17 protein-coding genes and 1 tRNA gene are annotated in these 19,593 nt (G+C 62.2%); 10 read left to right on the forward strand and 8 right to left on the reverse strand.

Going from position 1 to position 19,593, the window contains the following annotated elements; genetic code table 11:
• The first annotated feature begins 54 nt into the window (after nt 1-54).
• Both dxs and ACX2DJ_RS03085 read left to right on the forward strand, forming a co-directional pair.
• A complete protein-coding gene (gene dxs / locus ACX2DJ_RS03080; RefSeq protein ID WP_462570939.1) occupies nt 55-1,977 on the forward strand; it encodes a 1-deoxy-D-xylulose-5-phosphate synthase in 1,923 nt (640 codons plus the stop codon).
• A gap of 73 nt (nt 1,978-2,050) precedes the next feature.
• Nucleotides 2,051-2,848 (forward strand): crotonase/enoyl-CoA hydratase family protein, encoded by a 798-nt coding sequence (locus ACX2DJ_RS03085; RefSeq protein ID WP_462570940.1) that lies wholly within the window; start codon nt 2,051-2,053, stop codon nt 2,846-2,848.
• A gap of 9 nt (nt 2,849-2,857) precedes the next feature.
• On the opposite strand, the gene ACX2DJ_RS03090 is transcribed toward ACX2DJ_RS03085, so the two are convergent.
• The 5 genes from ACX2DJ_RS03090 to ACX2DJ_RS03110 form a co-directional block, all read right to left on the reverse strand.
• Nucleotides 2,858-3,991: an MlaA family lipoprotein gene (locus ACX2DJ_RS03090; protein WP_462570941.1), complete on the reverse strand. Its 1,134-nt coding sequence runs from the start codon at nt 3,989-3,991 to the stop codon at nt 2,858-2,860.
• A 160-nt stretch (nt 3,992-4,151) separates the two neighbouring features.
• A complete protein-coding gene (locus ACX2DJ_RS03095; RefSeq protein ID WP_462570942.1) occupies nt 4,152-4,826 on the reverse strand; it encodes an NnrU family protein in 675 nt (224 codons plus the stop codon).
• Between the two features lie 92 nt (nt 4,827-4,918).
• Nucleotides 4,919-6,205 (reverse strand): amidohydrolase family protein, encoded by a 1,287-nt coding sequence (locus ACX2DJ_RS03100; protein ID WP_462570943.1) that lies wholly within the window; start codon nt 6,203-6,205, stop codon nt 4,919-4,921.
• Nucleotides 6,202-7,575, reverse strand: a complete 1,374-nt coding sequence (locus ACX2DJ_RS03105) for an amidohydrolase (RefSeq protein WP_462572532.1) — start codon at nt 7,573-7,575, stop codon at nt 6,202-6,204. The genes ACX2DJ_RS03100 and ACX2DJ_RS03105 overlap by 4 nt, the downstream gene beginning before the upstream one ends.
• 81 nt (nt 7,576-7,656) lie before the next feature.
• On the reverse strand, nt 7,657-9,246 hold the full coding sequence (locus tag ACX2DJ_RS03110; protein WP_462572533.1) for a peptide MFS transporter: 1,590 nt from the start codon (nt 9,244-9,246) through the stop codon (nt 7,657-7,659).
• A 230-nt stretch (nt 9,247-9,476) separates the two neighbouring features.
• Here ACX2DJ_RS03110 and ACX2DJ_RS03115 point away from each other — a divergent pair, with 230 nt between their 5' ends.
• The 8 genes from ACX2DJ_RS03115 (at nt 9,477) to ACX2DJ_RS03150 (ending at nt 15,803) form a co-directional block, all read left to right on the forward strand.
• Entirely contained in the window at nt 9,477-9,815 is a 339-nt protein-coding gene (locus ACX2DJ_RS03115) for a GntR family transcriptional regulator (protein WP_462570944.1), read from the forward strand.
• A 189-nt stretch (nt 9,816-10,004) separates the two neighbouring features.
• Nucleotides 10,005-10,280 carry an integration host factor subunit beta gene (locus tag ACX2DJ_RS03120; protein WP_462570945.1) on the forward strand — a complete coding sequence of 92 codons (276 nt, stop codon included), beginning with the start codon at nt 10,005-10,007 and terminating at the stop codon, nt 10,278-10,280.
• Nucleotides 10,281-10,426: 146 nt separating this feature from the next.
• Nucleotides 10,427-10,511: transfer RNA gene (locus ACX2DJ_RS03125), tRNA-Leu, on the forward strand.
• 175 nt (nt 10,512-10,686) lie between these two features.
• Nucleotides 10,687-11,316: a PilZ domain-containing protein gene (locus ACX2DJ_RS03130; protein WP_462570946.1), complete on the forward strand. Its 630-nt coding sequence runs from the start codon at nt 10,687-10,689 to the stop codon at nt 11,314-11,316.
• Between the two features lie 98 nt (nt 11,317-11,414).
• Entirely contained in the window at nt 11,415-12,998 is a 1,584-nt protein-coding gene (locus ACX2DJ_RS03135; RefSeq protein WP_462570948.1) for an NAD(P)/FAD-dependent oxidoreductase, read from the forward strand.
• Nucleotides 12,999-13,061: 63 nt separating this feature from the next.
• Nucleotides 13,062-13,424: a GtrA family protein gene (locus ACX2DJ_RS03140; protein WP_462572534.1), complete on the forward strand. Its 363-nt coding sequence runs from the start codon at nt 13,062-13,064 to the stop codon at nt 13,422-13,424.
• A 112-nt stretch (nt 13,425-13,536) separates the two neighbouring features.
• Nucleotides 13,537-13,950 (forward strand): GtrA family protein, encoded by a 414-nt coding sequence (locus ACX2DJ_RS03145; protein WP_462570949.1) that lies wholly within the window; start codon nt 13,537-13,539, stop codon nt 13,948-13,950.
• A gap of 5 nt (nt 13,951-13,955) precedes the next feature.
• A complete protein-coding gene (locus ACX2DJ_RS03150) occupies nt 13,956-15,803 on the forward strand; it encodes a hypothetical protein (RefSeq protein ID WP_462570950.1) in 1,848 nt (615 codons plus the stop codon).
• A gap of 28 nt (nt 15,804-15,831) precedes the next feature.
• Here the strand turns inward: ACX2DJ_RS03150 and ACX2DJ_RS03155 are convergent, their stop codons facing one another.
• The 3 genes from ACX2DJ_RS03155 to ACX2DJ_RS03165 form a co-directional block, all read right to left on the reverse strand.
• Nucleotides 15,832-17,172, reverse strand: coding sequence for a cytochrome P450 (locus ACX2DJ_RS03155; RefSeq protein WP_462570951.1), 1,341 nt, complete (start codon nt 17,170-17,172; stop codon nt 15,832-15,834).
• A gap of 114 nt (nt 17,173-17,286) precedes the next feature.
• Nucleotides 17,287-18,552 (reverse strand): ABC transporter permease, encoded by a 1,266-nt coding sequence (locus ACX2DJ_RS03160; RefSeq protein WP_462570952.1) that lies wholly within the window; start codon nt 18,550-18,552, stop codon nt 17,287-17,289.
• Complete coding sequence (locus ACX2DJ_RS03165; protein ID WP_462572535.1) at nt 18,549-19,544, reverse strand: ABC transporter ATP-binding protein; 996 nt, start codon at nt 19,542-19,544, stop codon at nt 18,549-18,551. Before ACX2DJ_RS03165 ends, ACX2DJ_RS03160 begins: the two co-directional genes overlap by 4 nt.
• Nucleotides 19,545-19,593 lie beyond the last annotated feature (49 nt).

Below are 19,593 nucleotides of genomic sequence, written 5' to 3' on the forward strand. Positions count from 1 at the left end.
GGTCTGGCAGCCATTCATCGACAGTTCCCGAATTCGTATGTAAGCGCTTGAATCATGAGTCACTCACCGCAAACCCCGCTGCTAGACAAGGTCAGCTTCCCGGCCGACCTTCGCCAGCTCGACAAATCGGAGCTGCGCCAGCTTTCTGACGAACTTCGCGCCGAGGTGATCGACGCAGTGGGCACCACCGGCGGGCATCTGGGCTCCGGGCTGGGTGTGGTCGAATTGACCGTGGCGCTCCACTATGTCTTCAACACGCCGGAAGACCGGCTGGTGTGGGACGTGGGCCACCAGTGCTATCCGCACAAGATCATCACCGGGCGGCGTGACCGGATTCGCACATTGCGCCAGGGCGGGGGCTTGTCAGGCTTCACCAAGCGCTCCGAAAGCGAATATGATCCGTTCGGGGCAGCGCACAGCTCCACTTCGATTTCGGCGGCGCTCGGCTTTGCTATCGCCAACAAGCTGCAGGGTCAGCCCGGACGCGGCATTGCCGTGATCGGCGACGGCGCGATGAGCGCGGGCATGGCCTATGAGGCGATGAACAATGCCGAACAGGCGGGCAACCGGCTGGTGGTGATTCTGAATGATAACGACATGTCGATCGCGCCGCCGGTGGGCGGGCTTTCGACTTATCTCGCGCGGCTGGTTTCAAGCGGCAAGTTCCTGGGGCTGCGTGAACTGGCGCGCAAGTTCGCCCGCAAACTGCCTGAGCCGCTGCACAAGGCGGCGCGCAAAACCGATGAGTTCGCGCGCGGCATGGCGATGGGCGGCACGCTGTTCGAAGAGCTGGGCTTCTATTACGTCGGCCCGATCGACGGGCACGATCTCGATGCGCTGGTTCCGGTGCTGGAGAATGTCCGCGATGCGGCGGAGGGGCCGATCCTGGTCCATGTCGTGACGCAAAAGGGCAAGGGCTATGCCCCTGCCGAAAACAGCGCCGACAAATATCACGGCGTGCCCAGGTTCGATGTGGTCACTGGTGAGAAAGCCAAATCGAAGGCCGGCCCGCCTGCCTACCAGAACGTGTTTGGCGATACGCTGGCCAAGCTTGCAGAGACCGACAAGCGGATCTGCGCCATCACTGCTGCCATGCCATCGGGCACAGGGGTTGACCGTTTCGCCAAGGCTCATCCCGACCGCGCCTTCGACGTCGGCATTGCCGAACAGCACGGCGTAACCTTTGCTGCGGGGCTTGCCGCCCAGGGCATGCGGCCGTTCGCGGCAATCTATTCCACCTTCCTTCAGCGCGCCTATGACCAGGTGGTGCATGATGTTGCGATCCAGAACCTGCCAGTACGCTTCGCAATCGACCGTGCCGGGCTGGTGGGCGCCGATGGCTGCACCCATGCGGGCAGCTTCGACATCACCTATCTTGCCACCCTGCCCAATATGGTGGTGATGGCTGCGGCGGACGAGGCGGAGCTGGTCCATATGACCTACACCGCTGCCGAATATGACGACGGCCCCATCGCCTTCCGCTATCCGCGCGGCAATGGCGTGGGGGTGGAACTGCCCGAGACCCCGCAGAAGCTTGAGATCGGCAAGGGCCGCGTGATGCGGCAGGGCACCAAAGTCGCAATCCTGTCACTGGGCGCGCGGCTGGCTGAAGCGCTCAAGGCCGCTGATCAGCTCGAGGCAAAGGGGCTGTCGACCACGGTCGCCGATCTGCGTTTTGCCAAGCCGCTCGACACTCAGCTGATCGAGAGATTGATGCGTACCCATGAAGTTGTGGTGACGGTTGAAGAAGGCGCGATCGGCGGGCTGGGCGCGCATGTGCTGACCTTCGCCAGCGACGAAGGGCTGACCGATGTCGGCCTCAAGATCCGCACCCTGCGCTTGCCCGACATCTTCCAGGACCACGACGATCCCGAGCACCAGTATGACAAGGCGGGGCTAAACGCGCCCGATATCGTCGCCACTGTTCTGCGCGCGCTGCGGCACAATAGCGCTGGCGTGGAAGAGGCGCGGGCTTGAAGATTCTCCGCCGCGTCCGGGGTGACGGCGGGTAATAATGCTGGCAAGGCATCCGGCGAAAGGAATTCGCCGCATGTCACTCCTGAAGATCGAAACAGCCGGCCACATCACCACACTTACGCTTGACCGTGCGGAGACGATGAACCCGCTCGGCGCCAAGGGCGATGGCGATGCCTTTGCCGCCGCTTGCGACGCAGTGAATCTCGACATGAATGTGCGCTGCGTGATCCTGACCGGTGCGGGGCGCGCCTTCAGTGCGGGGGGCGACATCAAGGCGATGAAGGATCGCAGCGGCACCTTCGGCGGCAATGCGCCCGAGATTTCGGACGGCTATCGCAACAACATCCACAAGGTGTTGCGCGCGCTTTACGGCTTGCGCGTGCCCCTGATCGCAGCGGTCAACGGCCCGGCGATCGGGCTTGGCTGCGATCTCGCCTGCCTGGGAGACATCCGAATTGCTTCCGACAAGGCAAAGTTTGGCGTGACCTTCCTCAAGCTGGGCATCATCCCCGGCGATGGTGGCACCTGGATCCTGCCGCGCATCATCGGCGAAGCGCGCGCGGCTGAACTGTTCTATACCGGTGATGTGATCGACGCGCCGACCGCGCTCGACTGGGGCCTTGTCAGCCGCGTGGTTGCGCATGACAGCTTGATGCAGGAGGCACAGGCACTGGCAGCGAAAATTGCCGCCATGCCCCCGCACGCCCTGCGCCATGCCAAGAACCTGATGCGCCAAGGGCGCTCGACCAGCTATGACACGGCGCTGGAAATGGCCGCCAACACGCAGGCACTGATGCACCTGACTGGCGATCACATGGAAGGTATCGACGCGCTGCTTGAAAAACGCAGCCCCGCGTTCAAGGGGCAGTAGGCCGGCCGATCAAACTTCGGGCAGCGGCTGGACCACTTCCTTGCCGACATAGATGATCTCCGGCGGCGGTGCGGGTTCATCGGGAGCCAGAGTTTCGGCCGCTTCCGAAGGCACTGCGGGTGCCTCGATTGACGGCGGCGCGGCAGCGGACGCTGCCACCGGTTCGGGCCCGGCCATGATCGCTGCGATGCTGCAATCGCGCGGCGGCGGGCGGTTCTTGAGCGCGGCGATGTCTGCCTCACGCAGGCACAGATAACTTTCGCGCATCGCATAATAGGGATCATCGCTGGTGCTGATCTGTTCGAGCCGCTCGTCGAACTCGATCCGGTATTCGAGCGAGTTCACGGTAAAGGCAGGGATGGCATATTTCAGCGAATCGAACGGCTTGCCGACAACTGCGGGCAGGAACGATTGATCGAGCAGCCCCCCCACCAGATCGCGCACCGTGGTTGCCCCAACCAGCGGCAAGACCAGGAAAGGCCCACTTCCAACCCCGTAATAACCCAGCGTATTGGCAAGGCCATTGCGGCGATAGGGCAGGTTGAAGGGCTTGTTCTTGGCCACGTCGAGCAGTCCGCCCACGCCTACAGTTGTGTTAAGGGTAAAGCGGCCGAGTGTTTCGAACGCCTTGCCCGGTTTGAGCTGCAACAGATAGTTGAGCGCGTTGACCGGCTCCATCAGATTGCGGAAGAAATTCCTCAATCCCTTGCGCAGCGGGCCGGGCAGTCCCTCTTCATAGGCATCGGCGATTGGCGCGATCAGAATGGTGTCGACTTCCTGGATCACCTTGTAGGCGGCGACATTGACTTTCTCGAGCGGATCCTTGAGCGGGGCCTGGCCATCGGCGGTGACAATGATGACATTTCCTTCGTCCGCTGCCCCGGCGCCTGGCTCATCTTCCGTTGCTGTATCCAGAACGGCAGGCTCGGCCGCCTCCTGCCCTTCGTCTTGCGGCGGCGCGTCTGGTTGCACTCCATCCACAACCGCAGGCGCGGTTCCATCGATTGCTGCGGGGGCTTGTGCTTCTTGAAGTTCGGCATTCGCCGGCGCGGACTGCACAAATGCAACCTGGGCCTGCGAAAGTAGCGCAATTGGTGTGCTCGCCGATGCGAGCAGCGCAGCCGATGTCAGCAAAATTGGCATTCATTTCCTTTCGTGCCCCCCGCGCGGACCACTGTTGCCTGTTGTTGAGGCTCAAGACAAACAAAAGGTTATTTATGCTCTTGCCGCGTGAATTGCGGTTGAACTTCGCCTGGGCGCCCAGGCACTGCTGTCTGAGGTGCGCCGGGTGGGAAAGGTCCGGTCAGAACCAGCGCCACACACCTGCCGGAATCCCGCCCAGCGGCAAGTGCGCCCAGCTGAGCGCCAGCCAAAGGCCCAGCCCCACGGCCCAGCACAGCGGGCCGACCGAAAACAGTTTGCCGGGCCGCGGCCAAAAACTGGTGCGGCTTTCCCATGTCGACCAGGCCTCGCCCATCAGCGCCTCTTTCTTGCGGTCCTGCAAATGCGCGCCGACCAGCGCCAACACGCCCATCGCCAGCGCGGTGATCACGCTGCGCGTGCTCCACCACAGCACGATGTGCGACAATGCCCACAGGCCGATCGCCCACATCATCGGGTGCCGGGTCACCTGGAACACGCCCTTGGGCTGGGCACGGGCCTGTTCGGCTGCGGCCGGTGTCGGCAGCGCCGGATTGCCCGACATCGATCCCGCCAACAAAACCAATGCCGGAAGCGTCAGCAGCGTCGCCACGATCCAGCCAAGGTCGCCCGAACCGCCCAGGTCGCCCGCTGGCGCAGCCTTGAACGCCGAATAGACCCAGAACAGAGCCGCCGCGCTCACGAGCGAATAAACCGCGCTGAAACCACCTGCGCGCAGCAGCTTCACCATTGGCGCGCGCAGCGGATGCGACATCGCAAAATGCGACCCGACAAAGGCCACATTCGCAGCGATCAGTTCTACCAAGGCATCATCCATGACCACTCCCCCTTACATGGGGGATTTGGCCACAGTGCCGGGCAAATGGCAAGACAGGCGGCGAGGCATGCGGTGGACGGGCGCCGCTTGGCTTACCAGTCGAAGGCTTTCGGCAGCTCGCTCTCGTCAAGGTCGCGATATCGATCGCGCAGCCTGGTCTGGTGATTGTCCAGCGGTTGCTCGATCCCGTCGATGAACACGCGCAGCGGTGCGCTTGAGACTTCGAGCGGATCGCCGTCCCAGATCACCACGTCACCCATAGCCCCCGGCTTGAGAACGCCCAGCCTGCCGCCCATGCCGATCGCTTCCGCTGGGCGTGAGCTGATGGCGGCAAAAGCCTCGCCCCAGCTCAAACCGGCTGCGCCCGGCATGCGGGCGAGCGCGACCAGATTGCCGGCATATTGGGTGTAGTGATGGCTGTTTTCGATCGTAGCGGCGTTGAGTGCCACCTTGACACCGGCGGCGCGCATACGGCCGATATTGCTCTGGGTCGAGGCCAGCTGCTCGAATCGCTCGGGCAGGTCTTGCAGGCTTTCCGCGATCACTGGCACCCCTGAAGCGGCAATTTCCGGCGCCACAAGCCAGCCTTCGGTTGCGCCGACCAGTACCAGATCGAGTGCGGGGAATTCCTGCTTGAGCGCCAGCACGGCGCGAATGTCGGACGCGCGGTGTGCCTCGATCAGCAGAAGCTGCGAGCCCTCTATCACCGGGCCCAGCGCTTCCGCATCGGCGCGGGTGAGAAGGTTGTCCTCCCCGCTCCAGCGCCCGGCGGCAAAGTCGCGCGCTTCGCGCAGGGCATTGCGAAGTTCGGCATGGCTCGCATTACGGCTGCCCCCGGCAATGCGCGCGCCGCCTTCACCCAGCGCGATCATCTGGAATGCGCGCGGCTTCATCACCGGATCGGGATCCGCCCCGGTATCGATGATTGCGCCCTGCCCGGCAAAGATCGAATTCGACGAGCCACCCGAAACCACCGCGCGAGTGATCCCGTTGGCGCGGCTCACCTTGATGTGCTGCGAGGCCGGATTGATCGCGGGGGCAACATCGAGCGCGGCGTTGAAGCGCGCCTTGCTGGCACGCGTGTCATTGCTGTTGCTTACGGCGCCAACATCGAGCAGGCCAAGGTCAGTAACCGCAGCGACGAGGCCGGGGGTTACCCAGAGCCCGGTGCCGTCGATTACCGGCAGGGAGGGATCGGGCTGCACGTCTGCCCCCACGGCGGCTACCTTGCCAGCGCGTATGATTACCGTTGCGCCTTTCATCGGCGCGCTGCCGTCACCAGTGGCGACGTGGGCATTGGCAATGGCAAAATCCTGTGCCTGGGCTGGGGTGGCCGCGAGCGCCACTGCGGCAGCGGCAAATGCAAGGAGGCGGTTCATTTCACGTCTCCTTCGCCCTGCTGGCCTAGCTCGAAATCGCTCACCGGGCGGTGTTTGGGATCGAGCGCGTCGAACATCAATGCGCCATCGACCCAAACCTTCTCAGGCCGCGAATAGACGCTCAGCGGATCACCGTTCCACAGCACCACATCACCCATTTTGCCCGGCTCAAGGCTGCCGGTCATCGCATCGATTCCCATCGCCTTGGCGGCGTTGAGCGTGAACCAGCGCACCACTTCGCCATCGGGAATATCGATCCCCATTCGCTTGCCCGCTGCTTGCGCCTTGGCGGCTTCCTGGTTGAGCCGCTGGATGCCCTGATCGCTGTCGGAATGGATTACCACGCAGGCCCCGGCCTGCTGCAGCAATGCGGCATTTTCGGGAATGCCGTCATAACTCTCCATCTTGAAGCCATACCAGTCAGCCCAGATCGCGCTGCACACGTCGTTTTCGCGCAGCAGATCGCCGATCTTGTAGCTCTCAACCGCGTGGTGGAAGGCGGTGACGCGGTATCCCATCTCCTTGGCCATATCCATCACCAGCGCCATTTCGTCCGCGCGGTAGCAGTGATTGTGGACCAGGATCTCGCCCGCCATCACGCCGACGAGGGTTTCCTTGCCGAGATTGCGCTTGCGATCCTCGTCTGCGGCATAGACCTTGGCGTCGAGCCAGGTCTGGCGGTTGACCGCGAAATTGCCCATACGGGTAGAGGGGGCACGGCCCTTGCCGCCATAGACCCGCTTGGGGTTCTCGCCGCAGGCCATCTTGAAGCCATAGGGTGCGCCGGGGAATTTCATCCCCTGCGCGGTCCGTGAAGGCACATTCTTGAGCGTAACCGCACGCCCGCCCATGAGATTGGCCGATCCAGGCAGAATCTGCAGCGCGGTGACCCCGCCATTAGCGAGCGCGCGGCTGAAACCCGGGTCCTGCGGCCAGACCGAATGTTCGGCCCAGACTTCGGGTGTGGTGGGTGCGGTGGCTTCATTGCCGTCCGAATGCGCATCGACCGAGGGTGAGGGATAGTCACCCAGATGCGAATGGATATCGATCACCCCGGGGGTGATGAATTTGCCGCGCGCGTCGATCAAAGTGTAGCCCGAGGTGTCGAGCCCGGATCCCACTGCCTCCACCTTGCCATCGCGCAGCAGCACGGTGGTGTTGTCGAACTGCCGCCCGGTGCCGTCAAACACGGTGGCGCCCACCAGTGCCGTGGGGGCGCCGGGGTAAGCGCGATAGGTTGAGGGATAGGGATCCTTTTCGAAATCATTGGCGCTGGCTGAGGCTGGCTTTGTACCGGCATCGGCCCCGCCAGTGGTTGCGCAGGCGGCGAGCGCCACCGCGCTCCCCAGCCCCGCGATTGCGCGCATCATGCGTGACATATAAATTCTCTTGATAGTTGCGACCAAAGTTCCGGGGGCCCGGCGAACCGGGCCCGGCAGTTCAATTCTCCGTCAGGACGGTGGGCGACTGGCCGGATGAATGCCGCCTTCCTGTGCCTCCAGCCCTGCTGCCGCAGCGCCTTCAAGCTCGTCATCCTTGAGCGTGTCGAGGTGCATCAGCTTTTTCACCAGCGGGCTGATGACAATCACCGCCACGCCCACACCCACCGAAATCCAGCCGATCTGGCTATAGACGGCGAGCACGGTTTCCTTGGCCGCGCCTTCTCCCAATGCCGCTTCCGAACCGGTTGCGGCCGAAATCAGACCGGCAACGAAATTGCCGGTGGCCGACGCGAAGAACCACGTGCCCATGATCAGCGAAGCCATATGCGCGGGCGCCAGACGGTTCATCGCCGAAAGGCCCACGGGGGAAAGGCACAGCTCGCCGGTGGTGTGCAGCAGGTAGATCAGGAACACGAAGATCACCGGCGTCATGTTTTCCATGCCGACGGCCTGCGCACCGAATACCAACACCAGAAAGCCTGCCCCCAGCTGGATCAGCGCCAGGCCGAACTTGGCCGGGGTGGAAGGCTCCAGCCCCTTCCTGCCGAGCCACGTCCACAGCCCCGCGAACAGCGGTGCCAGCATGATGATGTAGATCGGGTTGATCGACTGGAAGATCGAGGCCGAAACGCCCTGCCGGTCGACATAGCGATCGGTGAACAGGTTGAGCGACGAGCCGGCCTGTTCGAACAGCGCCCAGAACAGGATTGAGCCGATGATCAGGAACATGGCGGCAAAGATCCGGTCACGGTCATGCCCGCCAATCTTGATCGCCTGCCAGATGACAAAGGCTACCAGCAAGCCACCGAAAACACCAAGAATGCTGCCCACTACCGCCTGGTTCTGCACCAGCCACCACGTCACGGCGACCGCTGCGAAACCGATGATGTAGAGCAGCCATTCGAACTTCATGCCCCACTTCAGCGAAGCGAGCTTTTCAGGCACACTGCTTTCGCCTTTGCCCAGCAGCAGCGGCTTGAAGATGATGAACACCACCAGCCCCAGCAGCATCCCGAAGCCCGCCGCGCCGAAGCCATAGGCCCAGCCATAGTTCTGGCCAAGATAGCCGGCGATGATCGTGCCCACTGCGGCGCCTACGTTAATGCCCATGTAGAAGATGGTATAGGCTCCGTCGCGGCGAATATCCGTGCGCGGATAAAGCTGCCCCACGATGACCGAGATATTCGCCTTGAGGAAGCCCGAGCCAACAATGATGAAGGCCAGCGCCGCCCAGAACACGTCGATCATGGGGTTGTTCTGGCCAAGCGTACCTTCGCCTTCGAAGGCCATCAGGAAGTGGCCAATGGTCAGCAGGACCGCGCCGAACAGCACCGCCTTGCGCTGGCCCAGATATTTGTCGGCGAGGTAGCCGCCCAGCACCGGCGCAATGTACACCAGCGCCGTATAGGCACCGTAGATGACAGAGGCCTTTTCGTCATTGAAGAGCCAGTGCTGCGTCAGGTAGAAGATCAGCAGCGCGCGCATGCCGTAATAGGAGAAACGTTCCCACATCTCGGCAAAGAACAGCACAAACAAACCCTTGGGGTGTCCGGCGAATTCGGCTTTCGACGAAGTCACGATCGTCGCGCCACCAATCAGCAGCAGCACCAGGAATGACGCCGCGACGGCGACGATAATTTCTTCAAGCGACACGAAGGTCCTCCCCAAATTCCTATGGCAGCGCGGCGCTGACGCACACCGCTCTGACGCGGCACACTAACGCCTGAAATTCCCATGTGAAGCTTTAGTTTCAGCCGCAACCGGAATCCGGCAGAGCCTTGACGCGCATGGCTGTATTATGGCACTGATGCACCAATCGCGAGGAAATCATGAGCCAGAACCGCCCCGTATACCTCAAGCTGCGCGACCAGATCGCCGCAGCGATCATCGAAGGCCGCTACGCCGAAGGGGAAATGTTGCCTTCGGTTCGGGCGCTTGCCGCAGAGGAAGGTGCCAATCCGCTCACTGTCGCCAAGGCATATCAGCAGTTCCAGAACGATGGCCTGGTCGAGGTTCAGCGCGGGGTCGGCATGTATGTCGTCGAAGGCGCGGCAGAGCGCTTGCGCAGCCGCGAGCGCGAGCAGTTCCTGGCGCGCGAATGGCCAGAGATCCGCGCACGCATCGACCGGCTGGGAATCGATCTGGCCGGATTGGTTGAACGGGCCTGATCCTGTGCGCGGCTGTGCCAAGCCGCGACACTTGCTTGAAAAATTACGCCACACGCTTGCGGACAATCCACGACTCTGGCACGATGCCTCCAGATTTGGCCGTCTTTCGGGTCGCAGCTAAGGTCAGGTCTTTTTCGGGCGTGCTCTTCCTGTGCTGGGAAGCCTGGGCACGTTTGCTGGGAGGCGCAAATGATAAGATCCGAATTGCTCCAGGCGCTCCATCGGGACAATCCCGAACTGCGGGCAGAAGAAGTCGAACAGGTGGTCGACATTTTCTTTGACGAAATTGCCGAACGGCTGGCCGAAGGGGGCCGGGTGGAGCTGCGCGGCTTTGGTGCCTTTTCCACGCGTGAGCGCGAAGCACGGCAGGGCCGCAACCCGCGGACGGGCGAAACGGTGGATGTGCCGGCAAAGAGCGTGCCCTATTTCAAGCCCGGCAAGGACATGCGCAAGCGCATCAACTAAGGCTCAGCACGCTTTCGCCGGCCCATTGTGCTGCCTATTGTGCTGCATGAAGGGTTTCGCACCCGCGTTGCCGTTTCTCGGTGTGCATTCCTGCGTTGCCGCCTTGTCAAGCGCCCGCTAACAGGCCGCGCTGGCATGCAAACCGTGCGGGTGTGGCGGAATGGTAGACGCCGGGGACTTAAAATCCCCTGACCTTTGGTCGTCCGGGTTCGAGTCCCGGCACCCGCACCAGCTTCCATTGGCGATCTGTCCGTAGACTGGATCGGCGGCCAGGCCCTGTTGCAGGGGGCAGGCATTGTTATCTCAGTATTAACTCCTAATGGGGCAAAGTTCTTTCTTAAAGCACTGCTGCCATAGCAAGCTTTGGTGGCCAATAAAGGTCGGCATAAACGGGGAATTCGGAACAATGGACCATGTGGCGTTCGGGCCAATTCCGCAGATGGATCCGGAAGAGCAGCATGAGCAGCGCCGCGCGCGCCGCTATTCGCTGCTGATCCGTCCAGCCAAGCTTCTGTGTTCGCAAGGCGAGTTCGTGTGCGTGCTACGCGACGTGTCATCGGCTGGCGCCAGCGCCAAGCTGTTTCACCGCCTGCCCGCTGGCGATTGCTTCACGCTCGAACTGCAAAGCGGGCAAAGCTATGAAATAAAGCGTGTGTGGGAGCGCGATCTTGAGGCCGGGTTCGTTTTCGGCACCAATGTCGATGTCAACCAGGTGGTCAGTGAAATCGGGGCATTCCGCAAGCGCGGTTTGCGCCTTGCGCTCAATTTTCCTGTAACGCTGATGGCCGGGCCAGTGCGCAAACTGGCATTGGTCGAAAATATATCACAGCAAGGTGCACGCCTGGAATGCAGTGAATTGCTGGCGCTTGACCAGAGCCTGCGGCTTGAGGGGCCGGGCTTGCGCGAAACCCGCGCCAAGGTGCGCTGGCGGAGCGATGAGAATTATGGCCTGGTGTTCGACGACACTTTCTCGCTGCGCGACTTCGCGCTCCTCGCGGCGCGGCTTCAGGCTCCCGGGCTGCTTGTTGGCGCCTAGCTTGCTTCGCCTGGCGGCCCGGTGATTCTTGACCATCTTAACGCGCTGATAACCAATTTCCTTCACTCCCAAGGCTGCAATTGTTAACGGGGTAATTGATGGAACAGCGTGCGGCCCGCAGCCATGGCGCAATCGATGTTGACGTGGCGATCATAGGTGCAGGCCCGGCCGGGCTTACCGCCGGCTATCTGCTGACCAAGCAGGGCAAAACGGTCGCTATCATCGAAAAAGACGCCACCTATGTCGGCGGGATCAGCCGCACGGTCGAGCATGAAGGCTATCGCTTCGACATCGGCGGGCACCGGTTCTTTTCCAAGAGCCAGCAGGTGGTCGATCTGTGGAACGAGATACTCCCTGACGATTTTATCCAGCGGCCGCGGATGAGCCGCATCTATTACGAAGGCAAGTTCTACAGCTATCCGCTGCGCGCATTCGAAGCGCTGTGGAACCTCGGCATATGGCGCAGCACGCTGTGTATGCTCAGCTACCTGCGCTACAAGCTGTTCCCGATCGCACAGGTGAAAAGCTTCGAGGACTGGACCACCAACCAGTTCGGCCACAAGCTCTATTCGATCTTTTTCAAGACCTATACCGAGAAGGTGTGGGGCATGCCTTGCGACGAGATGAGCGCCGATTGGGCGGCGCAGCGTATCAAGGGGCTTTCGCTGTGGAATGCGGTGGTTGACGGGCTCAAGCGCTCGCTCGGCCTCAACAAGCGGCCCAATGACGGGCAAGCGGTCAAGACGCTGCTCGAAACCTTCCGTTATCCCCGGCTTGGGCCAGGCATGATGTGGGAGGCCGCGCGCGACAAGATCACGGCCACCGGCAAGGGCCAGCTGTTGATGGGGCACAGTCTCAAGCAACTGGCAAGCGACGGACAAGGTGGCTGGTCGATGACGGCAGACGGCCCCGAAGGGGACGTGCAGGTGCGCGCGAAACATGCGATCAGCTCGGCACCGATGCGCGAGCTTGCGGCGCGGCTCCATCCGCTGCCCGAAAGCACGCTGCAGGCGAAACAGCTTAAATATCGCGACTTCCTCACCGTGGCGCTGATGATCCGCAGCGAAGACCTGTTCCCGGACAACTGGATCTATATCCATGACAGCAAGGTGAAGGTCGGCCGCGTGCAGAACTTCCGCAGCTGGTCGCCGGAAATGGTGCCCGATGCCGATGTCGCCTGCGTTGGCCTCGAATATTTCTGTTTCGAAGGCGATGGGCTCTGGTCGAGCGCGGACGCCGACCTGATCGAACTCGCGAAGCGCGAAATGCAGATCCTCGGCCTTGTCGATCCGGACAAGGTGATCGGCGGGGCGGTGGTGCGCCAGGAAAAGGCCTATCCCGTCTATGACGGCGATTATGCCGCAAATGTCGATGCCATGCGGGTGGAGCTGGAAGCAAAGCATCCCACGCTGCACCTGGTTGGGCGCAACGGCATGCACCGCTATAATAATCAGGATCACGCGATGATGACCGCGATGCTGACGGTCGAAAACATCCTCGCGGGCGAACGCCTTTATGATACCTGGTGCGTCAACGAAGACGCCGAATATCATGAAGCGGGCGATGAAGGCGCGGAGAAAGCGATCCCCGCGCGCGAGATCGGCACGGGTTTGAGCGAAGACCAGGCGGCTGCGCTCGCATCGGTGCGCAGCGTTCCCGCGCGTATCAAGAAGTCGGCCTGACGGGAGGCGGCGCTGAAACATTACGTTGCTCGCCTCTTTTCCTGGCGCTTCACGCGCTACGCACTGGCCAGCACCACCGGTGCACTAGCCGACCTTGCCAGCTTCCTCGCGCTTTATGCGGCGGGAATGCTGGCGGCCGTGGCCGCAGTGATCGGCTATGCGGTTGGCACGCTGGTCCACTGGCTGATTTCGAGCCGGGTGGTGTTTCCCGACAGGCTGGCCGAAGCGGGCCTCAAGCGCGGGGGGCAGCAGGTCCTGTTCGTCGGTTCCGCGTTACTGGGAATGGGCCTCACCGCCCTGGTGGTGGGGTGGGGAGATGCTGCGGGCTTCGATCCCAGGCTGGCCAAGCTGGCGGCGATGGGGCTGAGCTTTCTGACTGTATGGCTGGTGCGGCTTACCGTGGTGTTTCGCGCCAACCCCGAATAGCCCCGGGATTAGCCGGATTTTCGCCGCCACGGCATTTACCCTAGCGTTTTCTTAACCTTGTTTTGCGACATGGTCATGCGGGCCTGAAAGGCCTGACAACCGGGGGGCATGCGTGTTTTCAATCCTTGCCAGGCTGCGCGATATTCGCCTGCTCCGCTACGGGCTGGCCAGTGTCGGTGCGCTGGCGGTTGATGTCGGGGTGTTTCTCGCCCTGCTCTCGGCGGGTGTGGCCGCAGCGCCAGCCTCGGCCTTTGGCTATACTGTCGGGATTGCTGCGCATTGGCTGCTTTCCAGCCGCAAGGTGTTCCATGATGGCCTTGCCGCTCGCGGGCGCGAGCGCATGAAACAGAAGGCATTATTCGTGATATCGGCGCTGATCGGCCTGGCGCTTACCACTGCGATTGTCGGTCTTGGCGATCAAGCCGGAGCAGACCCGCGGTTAGCCAAGCTGGCCGCCATTGTGGCCAGTTTCATTCTGACCTATCTGATCCGTAGCAGGGTGGTATTTCAGCGCGGGCTGGACTGATGCATATGGATGACCGGCGTATGCGCCTGGGCGAGAGCCCGAATCGCGCCATATTTTTGGCGTGGCTGGGCCTATGCGCGGTGCTGCTGCTGGTTGCCGGCCAAAACATCCTTGCGGTTCGCTTTCCCGGTCCGGACGATTCGCTCCGCCTGGCACAGGTGAGGGACCTTCTTGCAGGGCAGGGTTGGTACGATTTGCACCAATACCGGATGACCCCGCCCGAAGGCACGCTGATGCATTGGTCGCGGCTGGTCGATGTGCCGATTGCGGCGCTGATCCTGCTATTCTCGCAATTCATGGAGATGCCGCAGGCCGAACGGGCGACGATGATCGTGTTGCCGTTGCTGATCCTGCTCCCGACTACATTCGCAGTGGGGCGGCTCACCTGGCGGCTGTTCGACCGGCAAACGGCGATCTACGCCTGCCTTGCGTTGCTGCTGCTGCCGCTGGTGCCGATGCAGTTCCAGCCGCTCAGGATCGATCACCATGGCTGGCAGATCTTCACGGTAGCCTTCGGAGCTTGGGCAATGTCGTGGCGCAGCGCACCGCGCGGCGGGGCGGCAGCGGGCCTGGCGATGGCATTCGGGTTGATGATTTCGCTCGAAGTGATCTTCCTGGCCGCCGCATTCGGCCTGATCTTCGCCCTGCGCTGGATGCGCGATCATCGTGCCCGCTGGTGGCTGGTTGCTTACCTGCAAACGCTGGCGTTGGGCCTTGCCGTCGCCTTTGCCTTGACCCGCGGTTTGCCTGACCTTGCCGCGCATTGCGATGTGATTTCCCCGCCGCATCTGGGTTTTTTTCTGATCGTGGCGCTCGGTTCCGGGATGCTTGCGGTGGCGCCGCGCATGCCGCGCCTGCCGCTGGTGCTGGCACTGGGCAGCTTTGCGCTGCTGGGGCTGGGCTTTCTTGGCTGGTCCGCCCCGCAATGCCTGGCCCCGCCCTTTGCCGGGCTCGATCCACTGGTGCGCGATTACTGGTATCTCAACGTGAGTGAGGGAAGGCCGCTGTGGAACAGAAGCGTCAGCGACATCATTCCGGCGTTGGTCCAGCCGCTGTTCGCATTGGGCGTGACGCTGTACCTGGCGGGGCGGAGCCATGACTGGCTGCGAGGCTGGCTGTTCGAATATGCGTTGCTGCTCGCAATCGCGTTTTGCGGCGGTGTGATGACCTATCGCTCGATGGCATTTGCGGGCGTGCTGGCGGCATTGCCGATGGGTTGGTTCATCGGGCAGATGTTCAAGCGCTGGCGTGCTTATCCCAGCCTGCTGCCCAAGCTGGGCCTGGCGCTGCTTCTGTTCGCGGTATTTCTCCCCGGCGGCTTGGTGACGATGGCAATGAAACTTGCACCTGACAGACCAAGCCAGGGTGCAGTGCGGCTTGGGGATTCGCGCTGCGAGCTACATAGCCAGGCGCAACTGCTCAAAAAGCTTCCGCCTGCGATCCTGTTCACGCCGCTTGATATTGGCCCCGCGGTATTGGCTCAAACACGTCACAGCGTGGTCGCATCGGCCCACCATCGCGCAGAGCAGGCGATGCATGATGTGATCTTCAGTTTCACCAGCCCGCCTGCTCTCGCACGCCAATATGTCGATGCCTATAAGGCCGACTATGTAGTGCTCTGCGCCGATGTGGTAGAGACGCGCAACTTCAGCATAGGCGGCGGCGAAGGCGCCTTGATGAGCCGCCTGTTGGCAGATGACCCGCCCGATTGGCTTGCGCCGGTCGACATCGGCGGACCGGATGAACTCAAGGTATGGCGGGTGATCCGCAGCCAAGGCCCTGGCCCTGGGGCGCTTTCCACCCATGCCGGATCACCATGCCTGGGCACACAGGCCCACTGCACCAAGGGATAGCGCACCGCAGGGCAAGGCCATCAGAGCATCAGAATTCGGTGATCTCGACCTCTAGCTTGCGGAAGCCGTGCACGAAATTGGCCCGCACCCGCTCGACATTGCCTGCCACATGCACCCGCATGCGCCGTTTGTGCATTTCCTCGAGCAGGACCTTGAGCTGGAGCTCTGCCAGGCGCGCGCCGACGCAGCGGTGAATACCATAGCCGAAGCTGAGGTGGCGCCGCGCGTTCTCTCGGGTGATGTCGAGCTTGTCGGGATTCTCGAACACTTCCTCGTCGCGATTGGCCGAAAGATACCACAGCACCAGCTTGTCGCCCTTTTTCACCTGCTGTCCAAACACCTCGGTATCTTCGGTGCAGGTGCGGCGCATATGCGCCAGCGGGGTCTGGTAGCGGATGCATTCCTGCACTGCGTTGGGGATGAGGCCTGGGTTCTCCTCGAACAGCTTGCGCTGGTCGGGGAACTTGTCAAAGGCATGGATGATCCCGCTCATGGTGTTGCGGGTGGTATCGTTCCCGCCCACAATCAGCAGCACCAGATTGCCCATGAATTCCTGCGGGCTCATCTGGTTCATCGCGTCCGAATGGATCATCATCGAGATGAGATCGTCACCCGGCTCCTTGTCATGCGTCCGCTCGATCCAGAGCGACTGGAAATAGGCGCCCATCTCTTGCAGGATGCCCCAGCGCAGCTCGTCAAGCTCGCGCACAGTGGCAAGCTCCGTATCGCCCGACCAGTCTGACCAGTAGGTCAGCAAGCGGCGATCTTCCCACGGGAAACCGAACAGGATCGCCAGCATTCCGGTGGTCAGCTCGATCGAGACTGTGTCGACCCAGTCGAACACTTCCCCACGTGGCAGCGAGTCAAGCAATTCGCCGGTGCGCTGGCGGATTTCGCCTTCCATTTCGGCCATTCCGCTGGGGGTGAACTTGGGCGCAACGGTGCGGCGCTGGCCGGTGTGCTGCGGCCGGTCCATGGCGATGAACATCGGCAGCTCGCGCCGCTCTTCCAATCCGCGCTCCGCCATCTCTTCGTCGCTGAGGCGTTCAAGGATGGTAATCCCGCCATATTCCCAGCTCGACGAGAACAATTCCGGCAACGCTTCGATATGCTGGATCGCCTTGTGTTGCACCACCGCCCAATAGGGGCCGAACGGGCTTTCGGGAATGTAGTGCAGCGGCCCGGCCTCGCGCATCTCCTTGAAGATCGGCTGCCAGGTATCGTTGTAATAGATGTCGGAACGGCTCACGTCCCATTTGTGCGGATGCTGCAACCTTTCGTCAGGGTGCGTCTTCAGATGTTCGCGCAGCGCCTCATAGGCAGTAGGGGACCGGCGGACTTCGGGGCGCTGGGGAGCAATCGTGGCCATTTCTCTCTCCGTTTCGGACGACTCTTTCAATCGCCCACTCTCTCGCCGCTATCCTGCGGCTATTTACAGCCATGTCAATAGTCAGTTTCGATCAGGGACTTATTCTGCGTCGATTCATGCCCTTGCCGCGCCGAACAGGCGCCGCCTGGGCTTGTCGCGCCCGGCGCCGCCTGATTTCATCACCCGCTTGCGGAACAAAGTCGAGCCGCCCTTGACGATCAGCAGCACCATCAGCGCCTGCCAGGCGAGCGCGGCCGCATGGACCCACAGCGTTTCCTGCATGGCCGCGCGCGCCAGCATGGCGAAGGGCGAGCTCAAGGGGAAAACGATCGCAACCATTTCCAGTGTCGAACCCGGCTGGGTGATCACATATGCGGCCAGGAAGAATACCATCAGCTGCATCATGGTGACCGGCATCGACAATGTCTGCACTTCGCGCACTGTCGCCGCCATTGCGCCGATGGTGAGGAACAGCGCACCGAGCAGGAGATAGGCCATGGCAAAATAGAGCACACTGAGCAGCGCGAATATCGGCCAGCCTACGGCCGGCGCGGGCAAGTTGGACGGGTTGAAACCGGTGGCATCGGCGATCGCTCCCCCGCTCAGGCTCCACAGGCCGTATCCGGCCAGGCCCCATACTGCGATTCCCACGATCGAGACCGCCAGCATGGCAAACAGCTTGCCCAGGAACACGGCATCCATCGGGATCGCGGCGGCGAGGATTTCGATGATCTTGTTGGCCTTTTCCTCGACCAGGTTGGAAAGCACCATACCCGCCAGCAGCATGGTGAGCAGGAACAGCATCATCTGGGCCGCTTGCGCCGTGCGGATACGGTCGGTGCGCACGGTGGCGGCGCTGGTGCTGACCAACTGCGCCCGGATCTGCGGCAGTGCTTCCGGCTGCGCATCGGCGGCATTGCCAACCAGCAGCGCCACGGGGCCCTGCCAACGCACCACCTGGCCGCGCGTGCCGACCAGCTCTGGCGCATCGAGCGTGCCACCCAGGATTGCGGCATAATTGCCGCGTTTCTGTTCAAGGAATGTGCGCGAATCGAAATCGGGTTCGCTCTGCGCGGCTTCGACCGGCACCAGTATAGGCAAATTGCGGCCCAGCTGCGGTCGCAAGCGGTCCTGAGCGGCGAGCAAGGCCTGATTGTCCGCGCCGCTCATCGCCAGGCCAATTTCGTGGCTTACGGATTCGCGTTGCACCTGCCCGCCGATACCGCCTGCCAGTCCGCCCACGATGACAGGGAACAGCGGCCCCAGCAGGAAGAAGAAGAATGCCCGACTGAACAGGACTGCGACAAAATCGCGCCGCGCCACCACCCAGGCCGCCTGCAGGCGCGACAGCCGCGATCTGGCATGCGTCTGTTGGATCATCGGCGTTCTCCCGCCAGATCGGCCGCTGAATCCTCGGCCAGCGCGCGTGCTGCGGCTTCACCGGCTATATGAACAAACGCATCGTGCAGGCCTGCGCGCTCGATCGAGAGTGACAGAATTCCGGCATTTCCTTCGATCAGTTGGCGCAGCAGCGGTTCGATTCCGCTTTCAGGCAGCGGAAAGTGGAAGAAATCGCCTTCACGGCGAGCTTGCGAAGGCAGCGCGTCCAGCCATGCGCCCTCGCGTGCACGCGTCTCCAGCCGCACTTGCGCCGGGATGCGGTCGCGCGCTGTTTCCACCGATCCTGCATAGGGCACCTTGCCGCCGGCGATGATAGCCACGCCTTCGCATAAACGTTCGGCATGGTGAATCACATGGGTTGAAAAGATCACCGTAACCCCGTCATCGGCGAGCTCACGGATCATCCGTTCCAGTTTGCCCTGGTTGATCGCGTCAAGCCCGCTGAAGGGCTCGTCAAGCACCACCAGTCGCGGTTGGTGAACCAATGTGCCGAGCAATTGCACGGTCTGCGCCATCCCCTTGGAAAGCTGCCGGATCTGGCGTTCGGCAGCGTGGCCAAGATCGTGCCGTTCCAGCAATTCGCGGCCGCGTCGGCGCCCTTCGGGCAATGGCAACCCGCGCAGTGCGCCCATGAAAGCAATCGCTTCGATTGCCTTCATGGCAGGATAAAGCCCTCGTTCTTCAGGTAGATAGCCGATTATCCTGGCAATTTCCTGGGGCCGGTCATGCCCGAACACACGGCGCACCCCTTCGTCAGGGTCAATGATCCCCAGCAACATGCGCAAGGTGGTGGTCTTGCCCGCGCCATTGGGCCCGAGAATACCGTAGATCGCACCTTCGGGCACAGAAATGTCGATCCCGTCGACCGCCAGCGTTCCGTCAAAGCGTTTGACCAGCCCGCGCGCCTCGATCGCAAGCGGGCGCGCCGCATGCTCATGATTGCCGGGCAGGATTGGATCGCCTACCGCCATATGCCCAGTCACTGTATCCATCATGCCCAGTTAACGCTTAGGGCTAAAC

The organism is Altererythrobacter chaiwopuensis (assembly GCF_054957755.1).

Excerpts from the sequence above, each read along its gene's own strand:
- dxs (WP_462570939.1), top strand. The coding sequence starts at position 55 with ATGAGTCACTCACCGCAAACCCCGCTGCTAGACAAGGTCAGCTTCCCG.
- ACX2DJ_RS03085 (WP_462570940.1), top strand. The coding sequence starts at position 2,051 with ATGTCACTCCTGAAGATCGAAACAGCCGGCCACATCACCACACTTACG.
- ACX2DJ_RS03090 (WP_462570941.1), bottom strand. The coding sequence starts at position 3,991 with ATGCCAATTTTGCTGACATCGGCTGCGCTGCTCGCATCGGCGAGCACA.
- ACX2DJ_RS03095 (WP_462570942.1), bottom strand. The coding sequence starts at position 4,826 with ATGGATGATGCCTTGGTAGAACTGATCGCTGCGAATGTGGCCTTTGTC.
- ACX2DJ_RS03100 (WP_462570943.1), bottom strand. The coding sequence starts at position 6,205 with ATGAACCGCCTCCTTGCATTTGCCGCTGCCGCAGTGGCGCTCGCGGCC.
- ACX2DJ_RS03105 (WP_462572532.1), bottom strand. The coding sequence starts at position 7,575 with ATGATGCGCGCAATCGCGGGGCTGGGGAGCGCGGTGGCGCTCGCCGCC.
- ACX2DJ_RS03115 (WP_462570944.1), top strand. The coding sequence starts at position 9,477 with ATGAGCCAGAACCGCCCCGTATACCTCAAGCTGCGCGACCAGATCGCC.
- ACX2DJ_RS03120 (WP_462570945.1), top strand. The coding sequence starts at position 10,005 with ATGATAAGATCCGAATTGCTCCAGGCGCTCCATCGGGACAATCCCGAA.
- ACX2DJ_RS03130 (WP_462570946.1), top strand. The coding sequence starts at position 10,687 with ATGGACCATGTGGCGTTCGGGCCAATTCCGCAGATGGATCCGGAAGAG.
- ACX2DJ_RS03135 (WP_462570948.1), top strand. The coding sequence starts at position 11,415 with ATGGAACAGCGTGCGGCCCGCAGCCATGGCGCAATCGATGTTGACGTG.
- ACX2DJ_RS03150 (WP_462570950.1), top strand. The coding sequence starts at position 13,956 with ATGGATGACCGGCGTATGCGCCTGGGCGAGAGCCCGAATCGCGCCATA.
- ACX2DJ_RS03155 (WP_462570951.1), bottom strand. The coding sequence starts at position 17,172 with ATGGCCACGATTGCTCCCCAGCGCCCCGAAGTCCGCCGGTCCCCTACT.
- ACX2DJ_RS03160 (WP_462570952.1), bottom strand. The coding sequence starts at position 18,552 with ATGATCCAACAGACGCATGCCAGATCGCGGCTGTCGCGCCTGCAGGCG.
- ACX2DJ_RS03165 (WP_462572535.1), bottom strand. The coding sequence starts at position 19,544 with ATGGCGGTAGGCGATCCAATCCTGCCCGGCAATCATGAGCATGCGGCG.